The organism is Jeotgalibacillus aurantiacus, from assembly GCF_020595125.1.
GTDB lineage: Bacteria > Bacillota > Bacilli > Bacillales > Jeotgalibacillaceae > Jeotgalibacillus > Jeotgalibacillus aurantiacus.
The window spans coordinates 570,588-592,889 of sequence record NZ_JACNMS010000003.1; the positions used below are offsets into that span (position 1 = coordinate 570,588).

General features: G+C 44.4%; 22 protein-coding genes. 17 read left to right on the top strand and 5 right to left on the bottom strand.

Translation table 11 applies throughout. The annotated features are described in order from the left end of the window. Window positions 1–2: 2 nt before the first annotated feature. A complete protein-coding gene (locus H7968_RS12545; RefSeq protein ID WP_227396479.1) occupies window positions 3–425 on the bottom strand; it encodes an organic hydroperoxide resistance protein in 423 nt (140 codons plus the stop codon). A 170-nt stretch (window positions 426–595) separates the two neighbouring features. On the opposite strand from H7968_RS12545, the gene H7968_RS12550 reads away from it, so the two are divergent. The 4 genes from H7968_RS12550 to H7968_RS12565 all read left to right on the top strand — a co-directional run bounded on the left by H7968_RS12550 (window position 596) and on the right by H7968_RS12565 (window position 4,429). After that, window positions 596–1,471: a M15 family metallopeptidase gene (locus H7968_RS12550; protein WP_227396480.1), complete on the top strand. Its 876-nt coding sequence runs from the start codon at window positions 596–598 to the stop codon at window positions 1,469–1,471. Window positions 1,472–1,595: 124 nt separating this feature from the next. Then, complete coding sequence (locus H7968_RS12555; protein WP_227396481.1) at window positions 1,596–2,540, top strand: ABC transporter permease subunit; 945 nt, start codon at window positions 1,596–1,598, stop codon at window positions 2,538–2,540. Then, window positions 2,537–3,427, top strand: coding sequence for an ABC transporter permease subunit (locus H7968_RS12560; RefSeq protein ID WP_227396482.1), 891 nt, complete (start codon window positions 2,537–2,539; stop codon window positions 3,425–3,427). Before H7968_RS12555 ends, H7968_RS12560 begins: the two co-directional genes overlap by 4 nt. Before the next feature lie 12 nt (window positions 3,428–3,439). After that, the gene (locus tag H7968_RS12565) at window positions 3,440–4,429 is read left to right on the top strand and encodes an NAD-dependent epimerase/dehydratase family protein (protein WP_227396483.1); all 990 of its coding nucleotides are present in this window, start codon (window positions 3,440–3,442) and stop codon (window positions 4,427–4,429) included. A 407-nt stretch (window positions 4,430–4,836) separates the two neighbouring features. Here H7968_RS12565 and cls read toward each other — a convergent pair whose 3' ends face one another. Beyond that, window positions 4,837–6,285: a cardiolipin synthase gene (cls, locus tag H7968_RS12570; RefSeq protein WP_227396484.1), complete on the bottom strand. Its 1,449-nt coding sequence runs from the start codon at window positions 6,283–6,285 to the stop codon at window positions 4,837–4,839. Between the two features lie 324 nt (window positions 6,286–6,609). Between cls and H7968_RS12575 the strand changes: the two genes are divergently transcribed. The 3 genes from H7968_RS12575 to H7968_RS12585 all read left to right on the top strand — a co-directional run bounded on the left by H7968_RS12575 (window position 6,610) and on the right by H7968_RS12585 (window position 9,649). Then, window positions 6,610–6,930 (top strand): metal-sensitive transcriptional regulator, encoded by a 321-nt coding sequence (locus H7968_RS12575; RefSeq protein ID WP_227396540.1) that lies wholly within the window; start codon window positions 6,610–6,612, stop codon window positions 6,928–6,930. A 30-nt stretch (window positions 6,931–6,960) separates the two neighbouring features. Then, window positions 6,961–7,170, top strand: coding sequence for a copper chaperone CopZ (copZ, locus tag H7968_RS12580; protein ID WP_227396485.1), 210 nt, complete (start codon window positions 6,961–6,963; stop codon window positions 7,168–7,170). A gap of 76 nt (window positions 7,171–7,246) precedes the next feature. Next, window positions 7,247–9,649 carry a heavy metal translocating P-type ATPase gene (locus H7968_RS12585; RefSeq protein ID WP_227396486.1) on the top strand — a complete coding sequence of 801 codons (2,403 nt, stop codon included), beginning with the start codon at window positions 7,247–7,249 and terminating at the stop codon, window positions 9,647–9,649. 74 nt (window positions 9,650–9,723) lie between these two features. On the opposite strand, the gene H7968_RS12590 is transcribed toward H7968_RS12585, so the two are convergent. Next, window positions 9,724–10,131: a CBS domain-containing protein gene (locus tag H7968_RS12590; protein ID WP_134374897.1), complete on the bottom strand. Its 408-nt coding sequence runs from the start codon at window positions 10,129–10,131 to the stop codon at window positions 9,724–9,726. Window positions 10,132–10,357: 226 nt separating this feature from the next. On the opposite strand from H7968_RS12590, the gene H7968_RS18045 reads away from it, so the two are divergent. Beyond that, window positions 10,358–10,492 carry an Lmo0850 family protein gene (locus tag H7968_RS18045; RefSeq protein WP_256369349.1) on the top strand — a complete coding sequence of 45 codons (135 nt, stop codon included), beginning with the start codon at window positions 10,358–10,360 and terminating at the stop codon, window positions 10,490–10,492. Window positions 10,493–10,629: 137 nt separating this feature from the next. Continuing rightward, window positions 10,630–11,535 carry a diacylglycerol/lipid kinase family protein gene (locus tag H7968_RS12595; RefSeq protein WP_227396487.1) on the top strand — a complete coding sequence of 302 codons (906 nt, stop codon included), beginning with the start codon at window positions 10,630–10,632 and terminating at the stop codon, window positions 11,533–11,535. A 225-nt stretch (window positions 11,536–11,760) separates the two neighbouring features. On the opposite strand, the gene H7968_RS12600 is transcribed toward H7968_RS12595, so the two are convergent. Then, window positions 11,761–13,053: an alkaline phosphatase gene (locus tag H7968_RS12600; protein ID WP_227396488.1), complete on the bottom strand. Its 1,293-nt coding sequence runs from the start codon at window positions 13,051–13,053 to the stop codon at window positions 11,761–11,763. Window positions 13,054–13,434: 381 nt separating this feature from the next. After that, window positions 13,435–14,616: an FtsW/RodA/SpoVE family cell cycle protein gene (locus H7968_RS12605; RefSeq protein WP_227396489.1), complete on the bottom strand. Its 1,182-nt coding sequence runs from the start codon at window positions 14,614–14,616 to the stop codon at window positions 13,435–13,437. A 327-nt stretch (window positions 14,617–14,943) separates the two neighbouring features. Between H7968_RS12605 and H7968_RS12610 the strand changes: the two genes are divergently transcribed. The 8 genes from H7968_RS12610 to H7968_RS12645 all read left to right on the top strand — a co-directional run bounded on the left by H7968_RS12610 (window position 14,944) and on the right by H7968_RS12645 (window position 22,187). Further along, window positions 14,944–15,714, top strand: coding sequence for a hypothetical protein (locus H7968_RS12610; protein WP_227396490.1), 771 nt, complete (start codon window positions 14,944–14,946; stop codon window positions 15,712–15,714). A gap of 228 nt (window positions 15,715–15,942) precedes the next feature. After that, window positions 15,943–17,175, top strand: a complete 1,233-nt coding sequence (locus H7968_RS12615) for an ABC transporter substrate-binding protein (protein WP_227396491.1) — start codon at window positions 15,943–15,945, stop codon at window positions 17,173–17,175. After that, window positions 17,156–18,022 (top strand): ABC transporter permease family protein, encoded by an 867-nt coding sequence (locus tag H7968_RS12620; protein WP_227396492.1) that lies wholly within the window; start codon window positions 17,156–17,158, stop codon window positions 18,020–18,022. Before H7968_RS12615 ends, H7968_RS12620 begins: the two co-directional genes overlap by 20 nt. A 12-nt stretch (window positions 18,023–18,034) precedes the next feature. Next, on the top strand, window positions 18,035–18,832 hold the full coding sequence (locus H7968_RS12625; RefSeq protein WP_227396493.1) for an ABC transporter permease: 798 nt from the start codon (window positions 18,035–18,037) through the stop codon (window positions 18,830–18,832). After that, window positions 18,829–19,794, top strand: coding sequence for an ABC transporter ATP-binding protein (locus tag H7968_RS12630; RefSeq protein ID WP_227396494.1), 966 nt, complete (start codon window positions 18,829–18,831; stop codon window positions 19,792–19,794). The genes H7968_RS12625 and H7968_RS12630 overlap by 4 nt, the downstream gene beginning before the upstream one ends. 22 nt (window positions 19,795–19,816) lie before the next feature. Continuing rightward, the gene (locus H7968_RS12635) at window positions 19,817–20,479 is read left to right on the top strand and encodes a TVP38/TMEM64 family protein (RefSeq protein ID WP_227396495.1); all 663 of its coding nucleotides are present in this window, start codon (window positions 19,817–19,819) and stop codon (window positions 20,477–20,479) included. 12 nt (window positions 20,480–20,491) lie between these two features. Then, complete coding sequence (locus tag H7968_RS12640; RefSeq protein WP_227396541.1) at window positions 20,492–21,073, top strand: CDP-alcohol phosphatidyltransferase family protein; 582 nt, start codon at window positions 20,492–20,494, stop codon at window positions 21,071–21,073. A 22-nt stretch (window positions 21,074–21,095) separates the two neighbouring features. Beyond that, entirely contained in the window at window positions 21,096–22,187 is a 1,092-nt protein-coding gene (locus tag H7968_RS12645; RefSeq protein WP_227396496.1) for an NAD(P)/FAD-dependent oxidoreductase, read from the top strand. Window positions 22,188–22,302: the final 115 nt, after the last annotated feature.

Sequence of the window (22,302 nt, forward strand, 5' to 3'; positions counted from 1 at the left end):
TATTATTCAGCTGTAATCTCAAGGTCTACATTAATATTGCCACGTGTTGCTTTAGAGTATGGGCAGAAGTTATGTGTTTTTTCAAGTAAATCCTCTGCTTCTTCCTGTGTAATGCCGCTCACTTTCACAGCGAGCTTAACGGAAATTTTGACACCGCCATCCTCTTCGTCTTTCTCAAGGCTGACGTGAGCAGTCGTAGAATGATCGACTTCTTTTTTAGCGTTTTTAGCCATCAGGTTAAAGGCACCGTCAAAACATGCTGCATATCCTGCGGCAAACAGCTGCTCGGGATTTGATTTGCCTTCAGGGTCCTGACCATCACCAGGCATGGCAAGATCCAGCTGGATTAAGTCATCATCTGAGCGTACGTGTCCGTTTCTTCCGCCTTTAGCGGTTGCTGCACTTGTTAAAATCGCTTTTCCCATTCTATCCATCTCCATTTCTTTGCATTGTGTTGAAACTGCATATCAATATCTTTCTCTTTTTTACAGTCTTTTAAACATTTAAGGACTTTTCGTGAAATCATATATTGAAGGCCGTTTTTTTGATAAACTGAAAGAATGGAACTGAGAGCTACAGGAAGGGAACTGTCATCATGAGAAATGGACCGCTTGTCACAGAAAAAAAGAAAAAAACAAAATGGTGGGTTGCACTTGGTGTAACCGTTACAATTTTAGCAGGGGCCTCACTTGGGGCATTGAGTGCATATAACTGGTCGGTAGATGCGGCCATTAACGGTCTTTTCGGGGGTTTGGTCAATCAGGAGGAATCTCCGGAAGTGATCGATGAACCTGCAGCTGATGAATCGGAAACGGATTCAGACCAGGTAAGTCAGAATCCAGAGCCGGACCTTCCGGAGGAACCTCCTGAAGAAGCAGAAACGCCTGTTACGCCTGACCCTGAAACACCTGCAGAACCCCAGGAGCCTGAAAAAACACCTGAGACCGTAACTGAGCCATATTATGTAGACGGTGTATTGATCGCGAACAAACAGCATCCACTGCCAACGGACTTTGCGCCTGGTGAAGACCCGGAAGCAAGAGCTGCCTTTAATCAAATGGCAGAAGCAGCTTCAGCCGAAGGGATTACACTGGTTGCCTTCAGTACATTCCGCTCGTACGATTATCAGGTGGATTTATACAACCGTTACGTGGATCAGCACGGTCAGGAAGAGGCAGATCGTTTCAGTGCCCGTCCTGGTTACTCTGAGCATCAGACCGGTCTTGGATTTGATATCGGAGAAGCTGGACAGGAAGAGCATTGGGCTGAAGACAGCTTTAAGGATACAGCCGGAGCGAAATGGCTGGCTGAAAATGCACATGAATACGGATTTATTCTGCGCTATCCAGCCGGTAAAGAGGAAATCACAGGGTATCAATATGAATCGTGGCATTTCCGTTATCTTGGCAAGGAGCTTGCAACTGAAGTGTATAACAGTGGATTGACACTTGAAGAATATCTCGGCATTTAATTGAATAGTAACCAATACAAAAAGACTGAATCACTGCCACTGGCAAATTCAGTCTTTTTTTCGTTTCCCTAAACAGTTTTTTTCGCTATACTATTCAGAAGAGTCTAAAAAATGGAGGAGTCACATGGGAAGAAATATCGTAAAACTTATTCTGCAGTGGGTGTTTGCTTTCGGCCTGCTGTTTATTCTCCTTCTCCTACCCAGGGAAATGGAGATGGAGACAGGTGCTTCAGGTGAATTTGTAGCAGCTCATTATACCTATTCAGCAGACGCGCATGTGGAAAATGTAAAATCTTTTTTCATACAGCTGATTAACGGAGAAGGGTTGGGAACGGACCGTTATGACAGACCGCTTCTCGGACATGCATGGGAAATGATTCAGAGGAGTCTATGGCTGATTATTCCTGCGTTTTTTGTCAGCATCCTGCTTGGTATTGCAAAAGGTGTATTCGACTTTCAGACAAGACATGGTAAACGGAGGGGTGCGGGTCTTCAGACAACATGGCTCGGGCTTTCTCTGCCGGATCTGTTTTTTATTATCATGATTCAGATGACGATGATGTATCTGAACGTCAACGGGATCGTGACCGGCCTGAAGTTGTACACCCATGAGACGATAGAGGCTGTCGTGATGAATGTCATTTATTTATCTATTTTTCCGATGTTCTATCTGGCGAATATTACATATGCAGCACTGAGTGGGGAACAGGGAGCGGATTATATAAGAACAGCAAGAGCCAAAGGGGTTCCTGCTTTTAAGCTGCTCTATATCCATATGCTTCGCAATGGACTTGCTAAAATTTTTGTCCATACGAACACAGTTGTTCTTTACTTACTGTCGAATTTGTTTGTCATTGAATATTTAACGCAGTATCGTGGAGCGGCCTACTACTTTAAAGAGTATGTAGCTGCTTCGCAACGGATAGTGGATGGCCAATCACTGATGGTCGACGTAGGAGCTATTGTTGCCTTTACATTATTCTTCACTTTAATGATTCTGTTTGCAGGGCTGATCAGTCAGGTTGCAAGAACTTTTTTGCTGCCTCATGAAAGGGGGAGCAACGGATGAATCGTCATTTAGCAACGGGCAGCATCATGCTGATCATTTTATTGTTTATCACATTTTTAGGTCCGTTTCTTCCGATGGTGGATGACAGCCTGACGCAGCAGGGGGCAAGATTTACCGATTCAGGAATTGAGGTTCCGCCATTCCCGCCTTCTCCACAGGATCCGCTCGGCTCGGACCGGGATGGACGGGACGTGCTGAGTCTTCTTGTAGCAGGATCTAAGGAAACGTTACTTGTGATCGTAACGATTGTGGTGATCCGCTTTGCAGTAGCTGCGATATTAGGGATTGGCAGCTATTATTCAGGATTGTTGAAAGGTTTCTTATCTGTATGGAGCCAGCTGTTTTCCTTTATGCCACCTGTCTTTTTTGTCATCTTTTTTGCGGGCATGCCATTTATTATGTTTTCTGAACACCGCCAGCTCTGGCTCATCCTTGCAATTGCACTGGTGGAGGTCGGACGAACGGCCAATATGATCAGAACGTCCATGATTCAAAGTTCAAAAAGACCTTTTTTTGAAGCTGGTATCGTAACAGGCTGCTCAAACGTTACTTTATTTAAAGCGTACTTTTGGCCGGAGCTGCGCCTGATGATGCTGACGAGTTTTGTTAATGACCTGGGTCGAACCTTATTTTTAATTGCACAATTTGCCGTGATTGGTGTGTATCTGCAAAATGCTTTCGGTTCCATAAGAGGCGGTGGCGTCGAGACAATGAACAATTCTTTTATCTGGCCGTCGCTTCTCGATAACATCAACCAGGATGTATTCACTGCAGAATGGGTTGTACTTTCAACTGTTGGATTTATTACTTTTACGATGGTGACGTTCTATCTGCTCAGCAACGGGATCCGCCGTTTTTATGAAGAGCGCTATCAACAATCTATTTAAGGAGTGAGGAAAATGAGGTTATTGATTTTAGGTGGCACACAGTTTCTTGGTAAACACATAACAGAGAGTGCGCTGAAAGCAGGTCATGAGGTGACACTTTTCAACCGTGGAAAAACGAATGCTGAATTATTCCCCGCTGTAAAGAAGCTGACTGGGGACCGGAATGATGATCTTTCTGCACTCGGAGAAGGGAGCTGGGACGCCGTCATTGATGTTTCAGGGTACGTACCATCCCAGGTGAGAAAAACTGCCGAGCTCCTGAAGGACCGGGTGAAGCATTACACGTTCGTATCAACGATCTCTGTTTACAGTGATTTTTCAAAGGGGCCTGCGGTAGAGGAATATACGCCGCTAGGGGAGCTTAAGGAGGAAACAGAAGAAGTAAATGGCGCTACATATGGTCCTCTCAAACAAAAAAGTGAGGAAGTCGTAAAAACGATTTATGGAAAAGATTCATTGATAATCCGTCCAGGCCTGATCGTAGGTCCAGATGATCCAACCGACCGTTTTACTTACTGGGTCTGGCGCGCTTCAAAAGGTGGAACAGCGGTTGCACCCGGTAAGCCGGCTCGTCACGTACAGTGGATTGACGTCAGGGACCTGAGTGAATGGATGATCCGCATGGTGGAAAAGCAGGAGAACGGTACTTATAATGCTGCTGGTGCGAAACCTTTTCCGACCATGGAAGACTACCTGACAACTGCTAAAAGAGTCACCAACTCAGATGTTGACTTTATCTGGGTGGAGGACGAAGCGCTCAAAAATCACGATGTCACACCATTTGTTGAAGTGCCATTCTGGATTCCTGTCTCAGAAGAGATCCCGGACGGATTTATTCTTGCTGATACGACAAGAGCGACACAAAAAGGTTTAACCTTCCGTCCTCTTGAAGAAACAATCAGCGATACGTATCTCTGGTTGACCTCAAGAGAAAATCACCAATGGAAAGCCGGGATGACAGAGGAAAAAGAAAAAAATATATTATCCGATGTGCAATCATAGAAATAAAAGGTGTTTGAATTTTTAGAAAAGTGGTATAATAGTCTTATAACTTAAGACAGGGGTGGTAGTGATGAATCGTACATCAAAGCTTGGAATGATTTTCGCCATCGGCCACACACTCTTTTTCTTTAACCTAGCCTTTGATTTCATTGTTTTTTACTGAATCCGCTGTCGCTCATGGAAATAAAAAAAGCAGTGTTTTTTCATGAAAAACGCTGCTTTTTTTATATGTTATTTAATTATATAATAAGTCTAAATGCCCATTTTTCTCGTAGTGTTAGCAGGATTAATACATAGTATTTAAATCTTATGGCGATTCGCAATCGAAAGGTCAAAGTCCACTTAATCAATCTTGCAGACATCATAAAAAAGACTGGAGCAATTTTAAAAGCTCCAGTCTTTTTTTATTAAAGGATCGGTGATAACAGCCTTGAAATGGATTCTTTGAATCTGATCAGGTGTGAGCGTTTCTGGTACAGTTCAGGTGTAAGCTCCGTTGATTTTTCCATATCCTCTTCAAAAATAAGTGCAAGTGAAGTGGCGGTTTCCTGATGATAGATAAATGCGTTGACTTCAAAGTTCAGGCTGAAACTCCGTAAATCAATATTGGCTGTTCCGACAGAAGCTGACTCATCGTCTGTAACGAGTGTTTTTGCATGAATAAATCCGTTGTCGTATACATAGATTCGTGCACCGGCTTTCATTAATTCACCTACATAGGAATAAGTGGCCCAATAGACAAACATATGATCAGGCTTGTTCGGAATCATAATCCGGACATCTACACCTGACAACGCAGCGATCCGGAGAGCATCTAAAAGGCTGACATCGGGAATGAAATAAGGCGTTTGAATATAAACATACTTTTCAGCGTTATTGATGAGCTTTAAATACCCGTTTTTAATTTGCTCCCAATCAGAATCAGGTCCGCTTGAGACGATCTGCATGGAGATGTCTCCTTTGCGGGGGATCGGCGGGAAATACCGGTCTGCATATTCGATATCATAGCGGTGTGAAGCCTGGTTCCAGTCCAGGATAAACCTTGTCTGAAGCGGGTGTACAGAGCTTCCTTCAACCCTCAGGTGGGTATCCCGCCAGTAGCCGAACTTCTCATCGAGTCCAAGATATTCATCCCCGATATTAAATCCGCCAATATAGCCAATCCGTCCATCAATAATGGAGATCTTCCGGTGATTCCGGTAATTCAGGCGCGGGTTAATCAAAGGTACCTTCGATGGGAAGAACGCCTCTACTTCTCCGCCTGCTGCCCGCAGCTCTTTAAAATACCGCTTTGTCATACCCCGTGAACCCATATCATCATAAAGGACACGAACCTTGACCCCCTGCTTCGCTTTTTTCACAAGCAGGTTATAGAGTTCTTTCCCGAGGTTATCTTTTCTCAAAATATAAGTCTGGATATGAATATGATCCTTCGCATCCTCAATGTCTTCAAACAGCTGTTTGAATTTATCCCGTCCATCTGTAATGATCCGTAAATCATTATCCTGTGTTAACACTGCAGCGTTATTAATCAGCTGCATATAAATAATATCCTGGTTTTTTTCTGTTTCACGTGATTGAAATTCAAACTTTTTGTCATGAATTGCGTCAATCTGATAACGGATCAGCTGTTCAATCCCAACCCTCTTGCGCCCTTCCCAATTAAATAAATGTTTCTTTCTTAAACTGCGTCCGAGCAATAAATAAAGAGCGAACCCTGCGATCGGAATAAAAAACAAGACCATCAGCCATGCCCAGGTTGCACTTGCATCTTTTCGTTCAAGAAAAATGAGGATCCCTGCGAAAATAAAGTTAAGAAAAAAGACAAATCCAACTAAAAAAGAGATCCAGTCCATCACACATCCCTGCCAATCGATTTAGAATCATTATTTATTATAATTTCCCTATCTGCATAAAATAGAAACTTTTTATCTTACTGTACGTATAAAGACTATCAGAAGGTTTCATGAAAAGAAAAAGATGTATGCTTATTGCAGGTGGATTAATCACAGGAATTCATATGCAGACCAGTTGAAAAGTTCTGGAAAGTCATTTATAGTTCAAGTTATCAGGACAAAACAAATTAGTTTACATACCTATAAGGGGTATAATATACTTAGAATAACCATAAACTGAATGCAAATCAGGGAGGGATATGTGTGGAAGCAGTGGGGACAGAAATGAATTTTACAGCAGCTGAGGAAAGTCATTGCGGTTCAGAAAGAAAAAGTCATCATTCAGACGAAATGAAAAAAAATCTTCAAACCCGCTTAAACAGAATTGAAGGCCAGGTCCGTGGCATCAAAGGAATGATCGAGAAAGATACGTATTGTGATGATGTCATTACACAAATCGCAGCAACCCAGTCAGCCTTAAACAGCGTGTCAAAGCTCCTGCTTGAAGGGCATATGAAAAGCTGTATTGTTGATCGCATTCAGGAAGGCGATTTAGAAGTGGTTGATGAGTTACTCGTCACAATGAAACGGTTAATGAAAAAATAAATTGAAACGATTCAGGAGGATGTAAAAATCATGGTAGAATCAGTTACACTTAATGTAGAAGGAATGTCATGTCAGCACTGTGTGAAAGCAGTGGAGTCCAACGTTAAAGAACTTGGTGGTGTCAATGATGTACGCGTACATCTTGAACAGGGTACAGTAGATGTTGATTTCCAGGCGGCCTATGTATCACTTGATCAGATCCGTGAAACGATTGAAGACCAGGGGTATACAGTAAAATAAAGTACGTGCGCAGGAAAACTGCGCACTTTCTTTCAAATCATAATATACCCTATGAGGGTATAAGGGGTGAGACAAGATGAAACAAAAAGAATTGAGTATCACAGGCATGACGTGTGCGGCCTGTTCGACACGCGTTGAAAAAGGGCTGCAGAAGATGGAAGGGATGCAGCAGGCCAATGTCAATCTGGCTTTGGAAAAAGCGACAGTTTCTTATAACCCTGACCTGCTTTCCTTGTCAGACATTCAGGAAAAAGTAGAAAAACTCGGGTATGGTGTTGCTGTTAAAAAAGAAGAATTTGATATTAGCGGCATGACCTGTGCCGCCTGCTCGACGCGGGTTGAAAAAGGACTGAACAAGCTTGAAGGTGTGAAAACAGCAACAGTCAATCTTGCATTAGAGCAGGCAACGGTCGAGTACACAGATCATGTACTCTCAACAGAAGATATTATTAAGCAGGTTGAAAAGCTTGGCTATGGAGCCGCTAGAAAAGAAGAGAGAAAGCCGGAGCAGGACCATCGTCAGGCAGAGATCAGCCGTCAGCAAAAGAGATTTATTTTTTCTCTTATTTTTGCTGCACCATTGCTGTGGACAATGGTCGGTCACTTCTCATTTACACAGTGGATGTATGTACCGGATCTCCTGATGAATCCATGGGTGCAAATGGCACTGGCAACCCCGGTTCAGTTCATCGTTGGAGGACCTTTTTATAAAGGGGCGTATAAAGCACTCCGAAACGGCAGCGCTAATATGGATGTACTCGTAGCACTGGGTACCTCTGCCGCCTATTTTTACAGTGTATATCTGGCGATTCAGAGCCTTTCGATGCCAGGGCACATAATGGGACTTTATTTTGAGACAAGTGCAGTACTGATTACGCTCATTGTACTTGGAAAGCTTTTTGAAGCAAAAGCAAAAGGCCGGTCATCTGAAGCCATCAAAAAACTGATGGGTCTTCAAGCGAAAACAGCTTTTGTCATCAGAGATGGTGAAGAAGTTGAAGTGCCTCTTGATCAGGTTCAGGCTGGGGACCTGCTTGCTGTCCGTCCAGGAGAAAAGATACCTGTAGATGGTATCATTGAAGAAGGTCAGACGGCTATCGACGAATCTATGATTACGGGAGAAAGTGTACCGGTTGACAAGATTGCCGGAGACCATGTAATCGGATCAACGATTAACCAGCAGGGCTTTATCAAAGTTAAGGCGGTCAAAGTCGGTAAAGAAACAGCGCTCGCTCAAATCATCCGGGTGGTCGAGCAGGCTCAGGGATCAAAAGCGCCGATTCAGCGCCAGGCAGACCGTATTTCAGGCATTTTTGTACCGATTGTTGTCGGGATCGCGACCCTTACCTTTATCGCGTGGATCACACTCGTGTCACCAGGTGAGATTGCCTCGGCGCTTGAAGCAACTATTGCCGTGCTTGTCATCGCATGTCCGTGTGCGCTTGGTCTTGCAACCCCCGTTTCCATTATGGCTGGCTCAGGTCGTGCAGCCGAAGCAGGTATTTTATTTAAAGGCGGAGAGCATTTAGAAACGGCACAGTCAGTGGATACGGTGATTCTCGACAAAACAGGTACGGTAACAGAAGGACAGCCCGTTGTGACGGATGTGATTCCGCTTAACGGCTTTTCAGAAGAGGACCTGCTTTTACATGCCGGAGCAGCAGAGGCAGGATCAGAGCATCCTCTGGCAAAAGCAGTTGTGAAAGGTATTCGTGACAGAGGATTTGAAGTGAAACAGGGAACGGATTTTCAGTCTGTTACGGGATTTGGTGTGAAAGCCGTATTAAATGAAAAACAAATTCTTGCAGGAACACGAAAGCTGATGATACAGGAAAACATATCAACAGATGGCGTTGAGGACATGATGGCTGATCTTGAGGAAAAAGGGAAGACCGCCATGCTCTTTGCGATTGATGGAGAGCTTGCAGGCATTGTTGCAGTGGCAGATACAATGAAGGAAACATCTAAAAAAGCGATCGAACGTTTAAAAGAAATGGGTCTTCAGGTAATCATGATCACTGGAGACAATGATCGGACGGCCCGTGCAATTGCAGCCGAAGCAGGCATAGAACAGGTCATTGCAGAAGTACTTCCCGATGGAAAAGCGGCTGAGGTAAAGAAGCTTCAGGTGAAGGGCCATAAGGTAGCGATGGTGGGGGACGGTATTAATGATGCACCGGCTCTTGCCTCAGCTGATACCGGAATGGCGATTGGAACAGGTACGGATGTAGCGATGGAAGCAGCAGATATTACACTGATCCGCGGGGATTTGATGAGCATTGCTGATGCGATCATGATGAGCAGAAAAACGATGCGCAACATTAAACAAAATCTGTTCTGGGCTTTCGGCTACAACACACTCGGAATCCCGATCGCGGCTGTCGGTCTGCTTGCCCCTTGGGTAGCCGGAGCAGCCATGGCTTTCAGTTCAGTATCAGTCGTTTTAAATGCATTGAGATTACAGAGAATAAAGCTTTAATGAAAAGAGACTGGAACGTCTAAAAGCTCCAGTCTCTTTTTGTATTGGGTTTATGCTAAATAGCATGGGCTTCTTTAAGGCTGGGAAATATCCGTTAATGTATCCCCGGCTTTTTGATTGGACTGAGGATTCACAGACAGATCGCCTAAAGAAACAAGGCCAACAATACGCTCATCCTGTACAACCGGCAGGCGGCGCACCTGAGAGGAAGCCATTACATCGGCCGCTTCTTCTGAAGTCGTCTCAGGTGTTACATGAATTAATTCATGCGTCATAACCTGATCAACCGATTGACTCTTATGTTCTGCCACGCCTCGGATCACGATATCACGATCCGTCACCATTCCAACCGGGCGGCCGCTTTCGTCCACGACAGGAAGCACACCAATATCATGTTTTTTCATCATTTCTGCTGCTGTTTCCACTGTATCCTGCTTACTGCATGTGATGACATCCTGTGTCATTACTTCACGTACATTCATTTTTTACACCTCCCATTTATTCAATTCGTAGTATGCGGAATGAAGAAGATTTTATTCATTTAACAAAATCATTAATTTTTCTTAAATTCAGGTTTTTTATTTTGTGAAAGTGGTATCATAATCGTAATGATGCTTATTTAAATTTTTTTTGTGTAAAAATGAAACCTTTTGGAGATTTTATTCGTTTATATGTATATAATCAAACTTTTCGGAAGAGGTGCTCAGCATGTCAAGAAACAGTGAAACCATCAAGGAAATGATGACGAAACTGTCAGAAGTCGGGGTAAAAATTTCAACCACGAAATCACGCCTGGAGATACTCGAATCTGTCAAGCAGCCGCATCAGATATCCGGAACATAATGATTACGCGAAAGGTGCTCCAAGTGGGGACCTTTTTTATTTTGGCGCGTAAAATACATAAAGTACCCTTTTACAAAATCATGTAGTATATTTCCTGAATTCGGGTATAAAAAGAACAGAAGAGAGGAGGCAGGGTTGTGTATCAAAAAGCGATGTTGATTTACAAAGGCAGTGCCAGGGAAAAGGAAATTGAAAAACTGATCAGTCAGACAGCAGGGGTATTGGCGGCATCCATACCTGCTCTGTCTCTTTACCAGACGCAAAAACCCGGTGATGCCGAACGTTTTTGCAGACAACATGGAGAAGAAGTGGATCTGGTCATCATAATGGGTGGGGACGGGACAGTACATGAATGCATTAACGGACTCGCACCGCTTGATAAGCGGCCGGTGATCGGCATCATTCCTGCGGGAACTTGTAACGATTTCGCACGGTCACTTAACATACCGCTGAACATCAAACGCGCGGCGGAGCTCCTTGTGCATGGCGGCATCGAAAAACCTGTGGATCTCGTTGAAAGCAACGGCAGGTATTTCTCAAATTTCTGGGGAACCGGCTTAATCGCAGAAGCTTCCCAAAACATTAACGATGATTCGAAAAATGTCTTCGGCCGGATCAGCTATTATGTCAGTGCGATAAAATCACTCAGCGGCCAGGAAGATTTTCATTATAAGCTCGAAATCGATCAGGAGATTGTTGAAGGAGAAGCCGTAATGCTGCTTGTAATGAACGGAAAATCCATTGGTGCAACTGAATTTCCTTTAACATTAATTGATATGCATGACGGGATGATGGATCTTTTAATTTTAAAGGAAAGCGGGTTTCCGTTATTTAAAGAAATATTAGCCGCAAAAGCCATGGTCGATTGGGATACATCGAATTCAGACATCGTTCATTATCAGTGCAGAAAGCTTTCAATCAGCCTGGGAAAATCCCAGGTGATTGATATGGATGGAGAACACTATGAAGGGCAGGACCATCATTTAATAGTGGAAAAAGACTGCCTGAGTATTGTGGTTCCGGAAATGCCGGGTGAACTGTAAATAACCATGACAGGCAACCTGAATGATGAGTTGTCTGTTTTTTTGTCTGGTCATGGATAAGTCTTTTGGAATGAATCTGACGAACTGTTCTCCGGAGCTCACAAAGGTGGCTTGCACCCCCACGAAAGTCCGTGACAGCCTCACCCCGGCCCTCACCAATTTCCCGGCAACCTCACTTTCAGCAATAAAAGGCAGGTAAGCATCAGCCTACCCGCCTATCATGACTTATTTTAGTTTCAGTACTTCCTCAATGTTTTTCGCAATATCAGTATTATCAATCAATCCTGCAAACTCATCTTTACCCGGACCGAATGCGTATACAGGAACATCCACCCCTGTATGAGCTTCTGTTGTCCAGCCGATCAGCGCTTCTTCACTTACAAATTGATTGATTGTAATTGCAACGCGGTCTTCTTCGACAGACTGAATTTCTGCGATCTGCTCTTCGGTCAGTTCAAGTCCTGTATGTTCCTTAACGACTTCAGCCACATTAGAACGGTCTTCATTCAGCATATCCGCCATCATATCACCCGTTGCTGTAATGCCGCGAACAAACTCAAGATTTGTGTCATAAAGATTTTGATCTCCGACACTCATACCGCCAGTCTCATGATCTCCTGCGATGATGACAGTCGTGTTTTTGTCTTTTTTAGCAAAATCAAGTGCTGCTTTGACAGCTTCTTCAAAATCTTTTGTATCATTCATTGACCAGCCAATATCATTTGCGTGTCCGGCCCAGTCAATCTGACTGCCTTCAACCATCAGGAAGAAGCCTTTTTTATTTTCTTCAAGCACATCAATTGCAGAGCTTGTCATTTCAGCAAGGCTTGGCTGCTCTGTTCCTTCACGATCAAGAGAAGTGGCCATTGCATCTTCCGCGAATAGACCGAGCATCTTATCTTCCTTACTTGCATTTTTCAGGTCTTCAGCTGTTTCAGCGAAACCATATCCCATTTCTTCAGCCTGATCCAGCATGTCATCTGTGAAATATTTAGCGCCTCCACCATATAACACGTCAACGTCATTTTCCAACAATTGAGGAGCAATGGAGTCTTCATCATTTCGTGAAACAACATGAGAACCAAATACAGCTGGTGTTGCGTGTGTGATGGTTGAAGTAGCAACAAGGCCGGTAGACTTTCCATTTGCTTCAGCTTTTTCAAGTACCGTTTCAAGATTTTCACCATCAGGGGTCACACTAATCATGCCGTTATTTGTTTTTTCTCCGGTTGCCATCGCTGTTCCGGCAGCAGCTGAATCAGTAACCTCCGTATCAGCAGAATGTGTTTTCATCATTCCTACTAAATGCTTGTCCATCACTGATTCTTCACCTTTAAACCATCGGTAAGCCGTAGCCTGAGAAGAAGAGTAGCCATCCGGAATAAGTAAGATCACATTTTGATCCTTTTTAGTGCCTTTACCTTTTCCATTATTCGCCTCAGCCTGGTCGTTCATGTAAACCGCACTTCCTAAAAGTAATGCACTTGCCATCGTAATAGACGTTGCCTTTTTCCACATGTGTAAAACTCCTTTCGCTTAGCGCGTTTATGTTATGTACAACGCAAGTATGCGAAAACTTTTATGCGAAGACAAGTAGATTTACCATTTCTTTATGGAAAGTAAAGGAAGGGTAACAACCTTCAATGTAAAATAACAAAAAAGCTTCGGATTTCGTACAAACGATATATTTACAAATAAATGGAATGTATTATATTTGTAAAAACCTCTTATATTTAAAGGATCCTGTATCTTTAGTAGTAGAGATCAGACGAATGACTTAAGTGGCGTTTTTTGTCATGTGATTGATAAATAACTCGTTTGTGAAGAAAAGCGAAGGATTGATCTGGCGTGATTTGGAAATTAATCAAATTGAAAAAAGAGCCGTTCGCAAACGGCTCTTTAACGCTCATCTTCTGAAGAGAACATATAGGTTTTGTGATGAAAACGCATAGAAAACAGCAAACCTAATGCAAAGAGTGTACCAATAAGAGAACTTCCTCCGTAGCTGACGAGTGGTAATGGGATACCTGTAATCGGCAGCAGCTGGATCGTCATCCCGACATTCTGGAAGACGTGGAAGGTGATCATGCTAATGACGCCGGCACATACATACACATTAAACTGACTCTTTGTTTCCAGTGCAACTTTTGTTAAATGGTAAATAAGAAGAAAGAACAAACTTACAACAAAACTCGCTCCGATAAACCCATACTCCTCACCAATAACGGCAAAAATAAAATCAGTATGGTTATCCGGTACATATACCTGGCGATCCTGAAATCCTTTTCCGAAGATTTCTCCGGAACCGATCGCGCTCATCGCGGTTGTCAGCTGATAGGCATCCCCGGACGCGTAAGAGTATGGATCAAGCCATGAATATATGCGTCGAAGCTGATAATCTTGAAAGTATCTTGCCATGAGGTCCTGACGGAAAATAGCAAAGTAAAGTGCTGCGCCGGCAATAGCGGTAATCGTTCCGAATGTAGGCAGCAGAAGCTTCCATGAAATTCCGGACACAAGGATTATACCTACTGTTAAAGCGATAAAAACAAGCATTGTCCCAAGGTCAGGCTGCTGACTGATTAACACAAACGGAATCCCTGAAATTAATCCGATTTTTGCAAGCAACCACAGATCACTTTTTACATCACGGTTCACAAATACTTCGTTATGTACCGTGACAACTCTGGCAAGTGCGATTACGGTAAATGTTTTCATAAACTCTGAAGGCTGGAGTGTACCGATTACCGGAAAGTAGTACCAGCTATATGCACCGTTACGATAAGGAACAATACTTTCGGGTAAAATAAGTAAACCAACGAGCAGGATCACGCCGAATCCATAAAAGACCCACGCGAGCTTTCTGAACTGGTCCATATCAAAGTACATCATAAAAGCAATCATCACGAAGCCGGCAGCATAAATAGCGCCCTGTCTCAGTGCAAAGTTCGTGCCGAGCGCCGCGTATTGCCCGGTCGTCTGGGCGGAGGCAATGGCAACAGTACTGGCGATCATAAACAATATTAAAAGACTGGCGAGTGTCCAATCGATTCGGTCTGAAAAGTTATTATTATTATTCAATCTATTCACCTGGATTCTATTATTTCCTTTGACATTCAGTATCAGCGTATCAGATTATGCACCTCTTCACAATTCACAAGAAGTCTCATCCTGATAAAATCAGTCTGTTACTTTCGTCAGAGGTGCCTGTTGAATAGACGTAAAACAGGCATTGGAAGTTTCGGCTGTGACAAACTGTTCATAATATAAGTAAGGCCCAGTTGAGAAAGACAGGGTTTTAGACCGGATGTTCTTAAATTTGACATGATTTCGGGAAGTTATATTTTCGCGTTAGACAGACAATTTGATACAATGGGGTATATCACAGTCGGACGGGGAGATGATCACATGAAAAATCAGGCGGGTTCACAGGGATGGATTTATTTACACCTGAATTTATCCCAGGATTTTGTCATGTCTAACGGAATCGAATTCAAAGAATTTTATCATGCACTTTCAGATCATCTCCATCACTTACTACTGGTTAAACACCAGTACGAGCAAACATCATTCAATATGCATACATATCTTGAATACGTGAACGCAGATGAGGTGTCCAAGCTTGTAAAAGAGGATGTAGCATCTTACGGAGATTTTTGCTGGATTGACTTTGAGGATGAAGCAGGACTGGACGAAATGTCCCCTCAGGAAATTGCCGAGCTTCTATATATCGGACACATGAAGCATCACCTCAACACACCTTTTTATAAGAAGCTGAATAACCGGTTTGTCTATCTTTCTTCAGAGGACGGTCTGCTTAACCGGACGTATTACCGTGAATGGCCTGATTTCTTCCAGCTGGTCGGAACCATTGTGCCTGAGAAATGGAATGCCAGGAAAGGTGGACGAGGACTGATTCAATGGAAGAAAGAGAAGTCACTTCCAGCCATTCCGAAAGAAGTCGTCATGTCACTTTCCCATTTGCTGAGAGACGGAGTCATCATATCTGTCCAGCACGGCATAGGTGGCAAAGGGAAAATTGAACTGCCGGTTTGGGTGGTTGGTGACTATTCCAATATGGACGATCTTCAGGACGATATGAAAGCTAAATCAAAAAGAGAGCCGGCTGCGGTGTTTTCCTTTGACCGGAAAACAAAGGAATGGACGGCTATTCTCTGATTATTGAAGTACCTGGTTAATGGATCAGGTACTTTTTTTCAAGTTTAAAAGATTAAACCGCCGGATTTAATCAGAAATGTGATTCAGCTAACATACTTGAGAGCACGGGAAATAGGATCATGTATCAATAAAAGATAAAATCAGAAAGACAGCAACAGATCATGGTTAAATATGATCCATTGAAACAAATGAATCGTATACAGAATATGAACGATTGAGGTGGTAAATATGAAAAAACGATTGATTGGAACGGCCGGGATCCTGCTTTTAGCCGGTTGTAACATGACGAGTGGCGATCAGCCGGATCAGGAGCTGAGCGAGCTGTCATGGGACGAGATCACAGCAGAAGCAGAAGGTGACACAGTTCGCCTCTACATGTGGGGAGGAGACGAAGGGATTAACCGGTATATCGATGAATATGCCGCTCCAGCCCTTCAGGAGGAATACGATGTGACGCTTGAGCGGATTCCGCTGGATACAAATGAAATTATACAGAAGCTTGAGACGGAAAAACGGGCCGGGCAGGATGATGGCACAATCGATATCATCTGGATGAACGGCGAGAACTTTAAGCGGGCAAAAGAAGGGGAACTGCTGTATGGACCGATCACGGATCAGCTCCCTGCATTCGAGGAATTCTATGATACGGAAAGTCTGGATTTTGCCTATGACTTCGGTACAGAAACAGAAGGATATGAAGCGCCATGGGGAAAAGTGCAGTTCGTATTCCATTACGATTCTTCAAAAATCGAAGAGCCGCCATCCACTCTGGAGGAGTTGTCATCCTGGATTCAGGAAAACCCCGGCAGGTTTACGTATCCAGCTGCAGATGACTTTACCGGTAATGCGTTTTTAAGACATATTTTATATGGAACGGCATCATCCGTTGATACGCTCTTAGAAGAGCCATTCTCAGAAGAGTTTGCAGCTCAGGAAGCCTCAGGTATGTGGGGTTATCTGAATGAGATTGAATCTGACCTGTGGCGCGGCGGTGAAACGTATCCAGGCACATTGGAAGAGCTTGACCGTCTATATAGTCAGGGAGAAGTATGGATGACGATGGGCTATAACGAGGCTCGTGCAGAATCGCTTGTGGCTGATGGGATTTTCCCTGAAACGACCAAAGCTTTTGTGCTTGAGGATCCGGGTTCTATTGGGAATACCCATTTTTTATCTATCCCTTACAACAGTCCATCAAAAGAAGCTGCTTTAACAGCAATTAACTTCTTTTTAACGCCGGAAGCACAGCTCGCTAAGCTTGACCCGCAATACTGGGGAGAAAACACACCTATCAACCCTTCAAAACTGCAGGGTGAAGATCAGGCAGCCTTTGAAGAGCTGGATCGTGGAGGCACAGTATTAAGCCAGGAAGAGCTTCTGGAATCATTTGTTCCTGAGGTCGATGCTGCTTATGTTCCCTGGTTAGAGGATGCGTGGATCAATGAAGTGGTATCAGACTAATAAACCGGCAGTGCTGTTGATTCCGGCACTGCTGTTTTTACTGATGATTGTGTACAGCCTCGTCATGGCATTTGCAGAGAGTATCCGTTCTCCGGAAGGTTGGACCTGGCAGTATTATGCTGATTTGTTCAGACAAAGTCAGCTGATCGAATCACTTGGGTACAGCCTGTTAATTACGGTTGTTTCTGTATTTTTTTCAGTCTTAATTGGCTGGGGTGTTGTGAGATGGTTTTCTTCCTTTATTGATGAGCCTGCAGGGAAGTGGCTTGTGTGGATTCCGATGCTGTTTCCCCATTTTGTGTGGGGGTATTTTATCCTTTTGCTGCTCGGTCAAAGCGGACTCGTTTCATCCTTCCTGTATCAGGCTGGCTGGCTCTCCTCACGGGAAGCTTTCCCCGTTTTTACGCAGGATCCTTATGGCATTGGCATCATCATCACCTATTTGTGGAAGGAGATTCCTTTTGTTATTCTGATGCTGCTTCCTGCTTATTTACAGCTGCCCAAACAATATGGGGAAGTCATCTCTGTGCTTGGTGGTGGCAGAAAAGAATGGTTTAAAACGGTTGAGTGGCCATGGGTCCAACCGGTGATCGTTGAAATCACACTGATTTTGACTGCTTTTATTTTCACAGCATATGAGGTGCCTGCGCTGCTTGGTATTTCGTATCCTCAGATGACAGCTGTCCTTGCTTATGAGTGGTTTTACGGGGCAGCATGGGAAGAGAGATCCTACGCTTTTGGACTATTATGTATCATTGCATTTATACTCGGCGCGATTGCGCTTTTATCGTTTACGTTAATGAATCGGAGAAGATGGCTGTTGTCAAAAAGCAGTCATCAGTATTAGGAGGAGCGCTGTATGAAAAAGTGGATTTTTTACGTCAGTGCTTTTCTGCTGTTTTTCATTCCAGCTGTTCTGCTGATTGTTAAAAGTTTTACGCCTGTCTGGAGGTGGGGTGAGCCGTTCACCTTTGACTGGACCTTGCGTGGATGGGAAACGTTCTTGCTTGATTCACGGATTTTTGAAGCCATGATGATCTCCCTTTTTATTGCGCTAGTGGTGACCTTTATGAATCTTTTTGCGGGCATTCCTGCTGGAAAAGCATTGTCACATTCTGAATTTAAAGGGAAAAGCGCGCTTGAAGTCCTGGTTGTCCTCCCACTTTTTCTCCCTGCGATGGCTGCCGCGGTGGGTCTGCATATTACAATGATCCGCCTTGGACTCGCAAACAGCTGGCTTGGGGTGGCGATCGTCCATCTTGTGCCAACCATTCCTTATACAATTAAAGTGATGAAATCCGGTTATGACCGTCTGAACCCGGATATGCTTCAGCAGGGGAAAATGCTTGGAGCGGGCAGCTGGCATGTTTTTCGGACGATTGAACTGCCGATGCTGATGCCGAGCATCCGCAGTGCCGTTTTTTTGACCGTAACGATCAGCATGAGTCAGTATGTGTTGACTGCTATTATTGGGGGAGGAAATGTCATTACCCTGCCGATTATTTATTATCCTTTCCTGCAATCAGTTGATGACACAGTCATGGCAGCCTTCTCAGTTGCTTTTGCGATTTTGCCGGTTTTAGCTGTGTTATTTGTCGAGCTGGCTGCGACCATTCTGGCAGGGAGATTTTCGATGAGTAAACGAGGTGCCTTATGAGTCGTCCATTTATAGAAGTAGATCGCGTATCAAAACGATTTAAGAAAAATGATGTGTTCAGTGATCTCTCATTTTCTTTAAAGGAAGGGGAGGTCCTGTCACTTGTGGGTCCATCCGGAACAGGGAAGTCTACGCTGTTGCGATGCCTGGCGGGGATTGAATCTTTTACATCCGGGGAAGTCCTGATTGAGGGAAACTCCATTTTGCAGACGGCAGCAAAAGACCGTCCGATCGGGATGGTGTTTCAGCAGGCGCTGCTTTTTCCACACTTGACGATCCTTGAAAATGTCACGTACGGTCTGCGATTGCATACAGCAAAAAGAGAAGCTGTGATCGAAGGATTAAAATATTTAAAGCTTGTTGGGCTTGAAGACTATAAAAATGAATATCCGCATGCGTTATCAGGCGGACAGCAGCAGCGCGTGTCGCTTGTCCGCGCGCTCATATTGAAACCAAAGCTGTTACTGCTCGATGAACCTTTCTCCAGTCTTGATCCGGAGCTTCGCCGTGAACTCAGAGGCTGGGTAAAAGAGCTTTTGCGAAAAGAAAATATGACTTCTATTTTTGTAACGCATGATCGCGAAGAGGCCATGCTGCTCGGTGACCGGGTTGCCGTGTTGGCAGACGGGCTCATTCAGCAGCAGGGGCGCCCCAAAGACGTATATGATCAACCGGTCAATCGGCTGGTAGCAAGGTTATATTCAGATGCTTTTGTGCTGAATGATGCGTCATACTGTTTAACAGAGCATCTGGAGTGGCTGTCAGAAGAGCAGGAAGGATACGAATGCTTTCGGGCAGAATGGGTAAATGAAACGTATCAGCATGGACAGCGTTACGCTCACATCCGGATGTCCGGGGATCAGGGACGGTATGTAATCCCTGTGCCGAGGGAGCAGTCTATCCATGCAGGTCAAGCAGGATTCATTGGGGTTCCTCTTGCTTTTATTAAAAGGTTTGAATAACAAAGGAGGCAGTCGTACGGGAATGAAAACACGTCAGGTACTGCCAATCATCAGTATTACAGTGATCATTCTGCTTCTGTTGTGGGTGAACAATGAATATTTAAATTTCAGCCCTGTAGATATTCAGCAGTGGATTCAGTCATTTGGTTTCTGGGGTCCAATATTTTTTATTTTGGTATATACGGTTCGTCCGCTCATCCTGTTTCCGGCTTCCGTTCTGTCAATCGCCGGAGGGCTTGCCTTTGGTGCAGTGAACGGATTCGTGTACATTATGATTGGGGCAACACTAAGTGCAATGACGGCTTATCTGCTTGCCCGCAAATTTAATCGTGCTTTTATTCAGCGCATGCAGGAGGGGCGAGTCAAAACGGTCATTGAGAAGATGGAGGAACGCGGCTTTATGTACGTCCTCGTCTTACGTCTTGCTCCGTTACTGAATTTTGACCTTGTCAGTTATTCGGCAGGACTTGCCAACGTAAAAATAAGAGCCTTTCTATTTGCTACGATCATTGGCATTTTGCCTGGAACGATCGGATACAGCTTTCTAGGTGCCAGCGTGGCAGAAGGGGATATGCGTGTCATCTTACTGGGCCTAGTGTTTTTTGCTATCGTCATATCCGTACCGATCATTTTCAGGAAACGCGTTGCGGAATGGCTTGGCCTTCAAAAAAATGAAAAAGAATAGGGGGTGCCTGCTCTGCTTGATACGCACGCTAGAAAATATGTACAACCCGTCATTCAAAAAACAGCTGACGGATTGTTGAAAACAGGACTCACAGCCAATCAGGTGACAATCGGTGCATTTATCATCGGTGCTTCATCAGGCTGGCTTTACTATATTGGACAACCCCTGCTCGCCGTATTTGTACTGTGGCTGTCGGGGTTTCTTGACGCAGTCGACGGCTCCATGGCCCGGGCAACCAAAACGTCTCCATTTGGGACCGTCATGGATGTCACCTTTGACCGTATTGTTGAAATCAGCGTGATTCTGGGTGTTGCTTTTTTACATCCCGAAATCATGTGGGCAGCGCTGTTGCTGATGTCATCCATCGTCATCTCTATGACGATTTTTCTGACGGTTGGCAACGTGTCCGAAAATAATGGAGTCAAATCGTTCCGTTATCAGGCTGGCCTTGCCGAACGGACAGAAGGCTTTATCCTGCTGACTGTGATGATGCTGGCGCCGGGTATCGTTTTGTGGACGACGCTCGTATTTTTTGCTGTCGAATTGTTCACGGCGGGTCAGCGGTTTATGGAAGCCAAAAAACTGCTCAGTTAAGCAAGAAGTTCAGGAGGCGTTTATGTATACAGTTCTATTAGCGGGAGGCGGACACACACACCTTGAGGTTATCAAGTCTCTTTCGGCTGAAAGAGATCCATTCATCAGATGGGTGCTGCTGTCGCCTGATCGCTATCATTATTATTCCGGTATGTTTTCCGGCTATGCTGAAGGATTATACTCGTTAGACGAAATCAGGGTCGATTTGAAACAGCTCTGCCTTGATAAAAAAATTGATTTTATGGAAGTCGCAGTTGAATCCATAAAGCCTGATCAGAAAAAAGTGGTCGTGTCATCAGGACAGATCCTCTTTTATGACCGCCTGTCAATTGATGTCGGGTCCCATACTGCGCCTGATTTTATAGAAGGTCTGCAGGAAAGGCAGGTTCATATCAAACCTGCCCACCTTTTCCCGGAGAGGATGGAAGTCTGTCAGCTGGCCCGGGAATTAGTCATCATTGGCGGCGGAGCGGCAGCCTGCGAAATGGCCTTTTCATTTCACGCCTGGAAAGAAAAACGCGGACGTAAATACGATGTGATTACCGTTATTTCATCCGGTCCTTTTATAAACGAGCAGGCAGATCCTGTGATTGAATCACTCTTTCGGCAAAAAGGTATTCAATTTTATAAAAATGATCGGGCGATAAAAGTCGATGATCGTTACGTTTATACCGAAAATGACCGCGACATTCCATATCATGAGGTCATGTTTCTTGGAGGCGCACAGGCTCCGAAATGGCTGGAGAAATCTGGGCTTTCCACCGATGAAAAAGGATTCGTGCTCGTAGACGCAACCCTTCAGACGGTTGATCACAGCGATGTTTTTGCAGCAGGAGACTGTGCCGCACTCGCCACCCATCCGCATTTACCGAAAAGCGGTGTGTATGCAGTAAGGCAGGGTAAGGTGCTGGCGCACAATCTGGTAGCCAGTCTGAAACGTGAAAAGCTCAACGACTATATACCGCAGAAAAGAGGTTTGATCCTGCTGGCGACGGGCAATAAAGAAGCCCTCGCACTGTACGGGAAAGTGGTGCGGTTCGGTAAATTGGCGTGGCTGTGGAAAGACTGGATTGATGTGAGGTATATGAGGAAATTAAAAAAGCTGTCCGATTAGTGGACAGCTTTTTGTGTGGGTTTACTTAAAACCGTGCCGGATATAGTAGACGTGGCAGACCGGCAATCAACATTTTCTGAAGGGCTAATGACAGAAAATGATCTGCTATCAACAG

Bases quoted from the DNA above. Each gene is read 5' to 3' on its own strand.
- H7968_RS12545 (WP_227396479.1), bottom strand. From the start codon at position 425: ATGGGAAAAGCGATTTTAACAAGTGCAGCAACCGCTAAAGGCGGAAGA.
- H7968_RS12550 (WP_227396480.1), top strand. From the start codon at position 596: ATGAGAAATGGACCGCTTGTCACAGAAAAAAAGAAAAAAACAAAATGG.
- H7968_RS12555 (WP_227396481.1), top strand. From the start codon at position 1,596: ATGGGAAGAAATATCGTAAAACTTATTCTGCAGTGGGTGTTTGCTTTC.
- H7968_RS12560 (WP_227396482.1), top strand. From the start codon at position 2,537: ATGAATCGTCATTTAGCAACGGGCAGCATCATGCTGATCATTTTATTG.
- H7968_RS12565 (WP_227396483.1), top strand. From the start codon at position 3,440: ATGAGGTTATTGATTTTAGGTGGCACACAGTTTCTTGGTAAACACATA.
- cls (WP_227396484.1), bottom strand. From the start codon at position 6,285: ATGGACTGGATCTCTTTTTTAGTTGGATTTGTCTTTTTTCTTAACTTT.
- H7968_RS12575 (WP_227396540.1), top strand. From the start codon at position 6,610: ATGAATTTTACAGCAGCTGAGGAAAGTCATTGCGGTTCAGAAAGAAAA.
- copZ (WP_227396485.1), top strand. From the start codon at position 6,961: ATGGTAGAATCAGTTACACTTAATGTAGAAGGAATGTCATGTCAGCAC.
- H7968_RS12585 (WP_227396486.1), top strand. From the start codon at position 7,247: ATGAAACAAAAAGAATTGAGTATCACAGGCATGACGTGTGCGGCCTGT.
- H7968_RS12590 (WP_134374897.1), bottom strand. From the start codon at position 10,131: ATGAATGTACGTGAAGTAATGACACAGGATGTCATCACATGCAGTAAG.
- H7968_RS18045 (WP_256369349.1), top strand. From the start codon at position 10,358: ATGTCAAGAAACAGTGAAACCATCAAGGAAATGATGACGAAACTGTCA.
- H7968_RS12600 (WP_227396488.1), bottom strand. From the start codon at position 13,053: ATGTGGAAAAAGGCAACGTCTATTACGATGGCAAGTGCATTACTTTTA.
- H7968_RS12610 (WP_227396490.1), top strand. From the start codon at position 14,944: ATGAAAAATCAGGCGGGTTCACAGGGATGGATTTATTTACACCTGAAT.
- H7968_RS12615 (WP_227396491.1), top strand. From the start codon at position 15,943: ATGAAAAAACGATTGATTGGAACGGCCGGGATCCTGCTTTTAGCCGGT.
- H7968_RS12620 (WP_227396492.1), top strand. From the start codon at position 17,156: ATGAAGTGGTATCAGACTAATAAACCGGCAGTGCTGTTGATTCCGGCA.
- H7968_RS12625 (WP_227396493.1), top strand. From the start codon at position 18,035: ATGAAAAAGTGGATTTTTTACGTCAGTGCTTTTCTGCTGTTTTTCATT.
- H7968_RS12630 (WP_227396494.1), top strand. From the start codon at position 18,829: ATGAGTCGTCCATTTATAGAAGTAGATCGCGTATCAAAACGATTTAAG.
- H7968_RS12635 (WP_227396495.1), top strand. From the start codon at position 19,817: ATGAAAACACGTCAGGTACTGCCAATCATCAGTATTACAGTGATCATT.
- H7968_RS12645 (WP_227396496.1), top strand. From the start codon at position 21,096: ATGTATACAGTTCTATTAGCGGGAGGCGGACACACACACCTTGAGGTT.